General features: G+C 68.1%; 3 protein-coding genes and 2 pseudogenes. 3 read left to right on the top strand and 2 right to left on the bottom strand.

Features of this window, described 5'->3' with window-relative positions; genetic code table 11:
• Positions 1-378 precede the first annotated feature (378 nt).
• The 3 genes and pseudogenes from NBW84_RS23210 to NBW84_RS23200 all read left to right on the top strand — a co-directional run bounded on the left by NBW84_RS23210 (position 379) and on the right by NBW84_RS23200 (position 2,373).
• Positions 379-1,653 (top strand): PP2C family protein-serine/threonine phosphatase, encoded by a 1,275-nt coding sequence (locus tag NBW84_RS23210; protein ID WP_250287388.1) that lies wholly within the window; start codon positions 379-381, stop codon positions 1,651-1,653.
• A gap of 244 nt (positions 1,654-1,897) precedes the next feature.
• Positions 1,898-2,119: pseudogene (locus NBW84_RS23205) on the top strand (carboxymuconolactone decarboxylase family protein); the annotation flags it as partial.
• 101 nt (positions 2,120-2,220) lie between these two features.
• Positions 2,221-2,373 carry a hypothetical protein gene (locus NBW84_RS23200; protein ID WP_250287387.1) on the top strand — a complete coding sequence of 51 codons (153 nt, stop codon included), beginning with the start codon at positions 2,221-2,223 and terminating at the stop codon, positions 2,371-2,373.
• 484 nt (positions 2,374-2,857) lie between these two features.
• Here NBW84_RS23200 and NBW84_RS23195 read toward each other — a convergent pair whose 3' ends face one another.
• Both NBW84_RS23195 and NBW84_RS23190 read right to left on the bottom strand, forming a co-directional pair.
• Positions 2,858-3,391, bottom strand: a complete 534-nt coding sequence (locus tag NBW84_RS23195) for a GNAT family N-acetyltransferase (RefSeq protein ID WP_250287386.1) — start codon at positions 3,389-3,391, stop codon at positions 2,858-2,860.
• Between the two features lie 118 nt (positions 3,392-3,509).
• Positions 3,510-3,770, bottom strand: a pseudogene (locus NBW84_RS23190) (hypothetical protein); the annotation flags it as partial.

The following is a 3,770-nucleotide window of genomic DNA, read 5'->3' as shown; positions in this document are numbered from 1 at the left end:
GCGGGTTTGCTACTCTCGGCGAGCTCCAGCGGTCGAACCAGCTCACCCCCCGGCCCGACCCGGGCCCGCTTTCTCATGGATCTGTCCTGGCGGCGCATCTCACCGATCTGCCGCTTCTCTCGGACCATTCTTGATCGCGGTAGTAGGGATGTGAGGCTTCAGCCGTGGACGACGGCTGCTCCACGGGGCGACGGGCATCCTCAGTGGATCTTCCTGCTGCCTGTCTGGCCGCTCCCGCATCGTGAACGCCATCGGCCTCCAGCTCACTCCGGCCCGTCTGGCGTGATCCCGCGCCGGTCACGGGCTGATGATCCTCTCCTTCGGTGCGGGTGGCCGCCGTCGTCCGGGCCCTGTCCGGGGCGTGCCTATGGTGGAGCGGTGAGTGAGCGAGGGGTCTTCGACGCGGCAGCGCTGCTGACAGCGGTCGAGCAGGCGGCACCCGCCGACGCCGTGGACGCGCTCGTGACACGCCTCCAGGGCGATCTGGGAGCGCTCGGAGCATCGTTCCTGATCGCCGACTATTCCAGCGATGTCCTCGCCCGGTTCTCCACGGCGCGCGGCGGGGAGACGGCCATGGAGCGGGTGCCGGTGCACGGCACGCCCCAGGGCCAGGTGCTGCGCTCCCAGCGCCCGATGCTGAACCGCGGCGACGGGCAGATGATCATCATCGCGCCGGTCACCGCTCGCGGTGAGGCGATCGGCGTCATCGAGGTCGTCTTCGCCACGACCGACGGGGGCGTTGATGCGCCACCTGCTGGAACCTCCGCCGCGGATCACCTCGGCCATCTGACGGCCGAGATCTCGCAGGCCGCGCACCTGTTCGCGTACACGGTCGTGCTGAACCGGCGCTACACCGACCTGTTCGAGCGGGGACAGCGTACGGTACCCCTCGAACTCGCGGCCGAGATCCAACGCCGGCTCCTGCCGGACTCGTTCACCTGCGAAAGCGCGCAGGCGACGATCGCCGGCTGGATGGAGCCGTCGGCCGCCGTCGCGGGAGACACCTTCGACTACTCCTTCGGACGGGCCGACCTGTACCTGTCGCTCACCGACGCGATGGGCCACGGACTGGCCGCCGCCATCCTGGCCACCCTGACGGTCAACGGTCTGCGTAACGTCCGCCGGGAACCAGGCCCGCGTGGTCTGGCGGCGATGGCCGACCGTGTGAACACCATGATGGTCGAGCACTCCAACCTGGAGCAGTTCGTCACCGGCCTGCTGTTCCACATCGACCTGCCGACCGGCGCACTGCGCGCCGTCAACGCCGGCCACATCCCCTTCTACCTGCTGCGGGATGACATGGTGGAGCAGGTCAGCTGGCCGCCGGACCTCGCGTTCGGCATGTTCCCGGAGCACGCCTACACTGTCCGTCACCTTCAGCTGCGCTCAGGGGACCGTCTGCTGTTCGTCACCGACGGCATGGTCGACCGCAACGCGGCACGGATCGACCTGCCCACGCAGCTGGCGACAAACAGGCAGCTGCATCCCCGGGAACTCGTCCAGCAGCTGACCGGACGCGTCCTCGACGCCTGCGGCGGCGACTTGCAGGACGACGCGACGGTGATGTGCCTGGACTGGCACCAGCGCAGTGGACCACAGCGCCAGGCCGACAGCGGAGCGGACATCGGCCACGCCTCCGCCCCCGAAAAGTGACAGCGTCGTCCCGCCCGCGGCGATCCTCGCCCGGCTCACCGGCGATGCCGGGCGGGCCCGCGCGCTGGCGGCCGCGCGCATCGTCGCCAGCCGAGCCGGACACACCCGCCTGCCGTAACGGGCCACCCGACCCGAACGAGAGGGCGAGGTCTACACGGAACTGCTGCCGCCACGTGTGGTCGTTCGACGACATCATCGACCCGGTCACGCCGGACGCGCTGGCCGCTGTGCGGACGGGCAACCCGTGACGACGCCGCGGATCTACCTCGACAAGCAGACACCGTCGGTATTCAAGGCCCTGCGGGCCACGGCCGCCGAGGTGCGAGCGCGCGCCGCCGAGGCAGGGCTGTCCCGCATCACGCTGGAGCTGGTCAGCCTGCGGGTCTCGCAGATCAACGGGTGCGCCTACTGCCTGGACCTGCACACCCACCTGGCGTTGCGGGCCGGGGAAACCACCCAGCGCCTTAACGCTGGGAGGAGGAGACCTCCAACGACCAGCTCAAGACCCACCTACGCGGCCCCGGCAGGATCCTGCGCTCCCGGCTGCCCGACCTGGCCGTCCAGGAGATGTGGGCCTGGCTGACCGTGCAGTACGCGCTCACCGCCCTGATCGCCCAGGCAGCCGAGGCCGCCGACGTCGACCCCGACCGGGTCGGCTTCGCCCGGACCCTGCGCCTGGTCCGCCGTTCCGCCACCGGGACGGCGGACATTCCCCCCTGAGGACTGGAAAGCCCAGCTACCTCGGTTCCACGCCGAGATCACCCGCCGGCTCAACCCACCCTGGCGCCACCGCACCTGCCCCCGCGTCGTCGAACGCGCCCGACACAACAGCTACCGCGTCAAGAAACCCGACGAGCCCGCCTCGACCCGTCATGACGGTCCCGCCACGATCCGGCTCCACCCACTCGCCCCGCGCGCCGCGCGATCGACAAGCATCAAGATCGACGCAAGCTGAACGGCGTTGACCCAAGACCCGATCCGGAAAGATCCTCCGCGGGACAATGCGTGGGATTGCGCTTGGCAAGGACGAGCCTGTACCGGCGACAATCGAGGACTTATCAGTCCTCGATGCGCCCAGGCCGATCCTGTCGCGGCGACAACAGTAGCCGAAGCTACAACTGTAATCAGGCAAGGGCCCCGCCGGGAGCGTAAAAAGAACGGCTCTGGCGCTCGGCGGCGAGGGTGGCCAGTGGAAGCTGACTGCTCAGCTAACGGACCTGGACGGGGAACCTGGCGTCCAGGGATCGGGCGTGTACGCGGAGCCGGTGTCGCGTCGCCACTGCATCCACCGCTGGAGTTCGGCCAGCGACGTGAAGCCGCTTGCGGCGTAGTGGGCGTGCGCATCGTCCGTCACCAACGTGAACTGCGAAATGCCGCGCAACAGCCGATGGTGGAGCAGCCCGCAGACCAGCCAGCGCCCAATTCCTTTACCGCGATGGTCCGCATCGACGTAGACGTCGTCGATAAATCCGACAGCCACCCGGTCGGTCACGCAACGGGCGACTCCCCGCTGCCGACCAGCCGGATCGTAGACGCCCACGGTGAGGGAATGGTCAAGCGAGGTGTTCACAGCCTCCTGGCTACGGCCGCGCGACCAGGCGGTCTCCAGCGACAACCACTTCCACACCTGATGACGGTCCAGGAGGCCGGGATCGTCCGACAGCCTCCACTCCTCAGCCTCCAACAGCTGCCAGGGCGGGTTCACCGGATCATCCAAAGAAGTGATCATATTTTTCATTATATCGCTGGTCTCCAATCAAAGATCAGCCTTCGAAAGGTCCCGCGTCCCGGCGAGCGCGACATATACGGCCGTGTTGCCACCGCTGATCGACTCAACCTAACAAAGCACTACTAGGTCAGAGGGTGTAGGCGTACACCTGCAGGTGGAACATGTAGCCGGCGGCGGCATGGCCCCAGCCTGGGTTTCCGGGGCAGACGCCGTTCGGGTCATAGCCGTCGAAGTAGAGCGAGCTGCACCTGTAGCAGAACCGCCAGTCGGTCTGGAAGCCGCTCGGAACCGGGTTGCGGTCGTGGAGGAGAAGGTACTGGGGCCCGGTCGCCAGGTGGGTGGAGCCGCCGCGGCCGGCGCATACGCCGGGGAAGCCGTGGTAGTAGAG

This window comes from Protofrankia sp. CiP1_Cm_nod2 (genome assembly GCF_920664355.1).
In the GTDB taxonomy this organism is placed as follows: domain Bacteria; phylum Actinomycetota; class Actinomycetes; order Frankiales; family Frankiaceae; genus Protofrankia.
This window is presented reverse-complemented; position numbering and strand designations above follow the sequence as displayed.

Excerpts from the sequence above, each read along its gene's own strand:
- NBW84_RS23200 (WP_250287387.1), top strand. The coding sequence starts at position 2,221 with ATGTGGGCCTGGCTGACCGTGCAGTACGCGCTCACCGCCCTGATCGCC.
- NBW84_RS23195 (WP_250287386.1), bottom strand. The coding sequence starts at position 3,391 with ATGAAAAATATGATCACTTCTTTGGATGATCCGGTGAACCCGCCCTGG.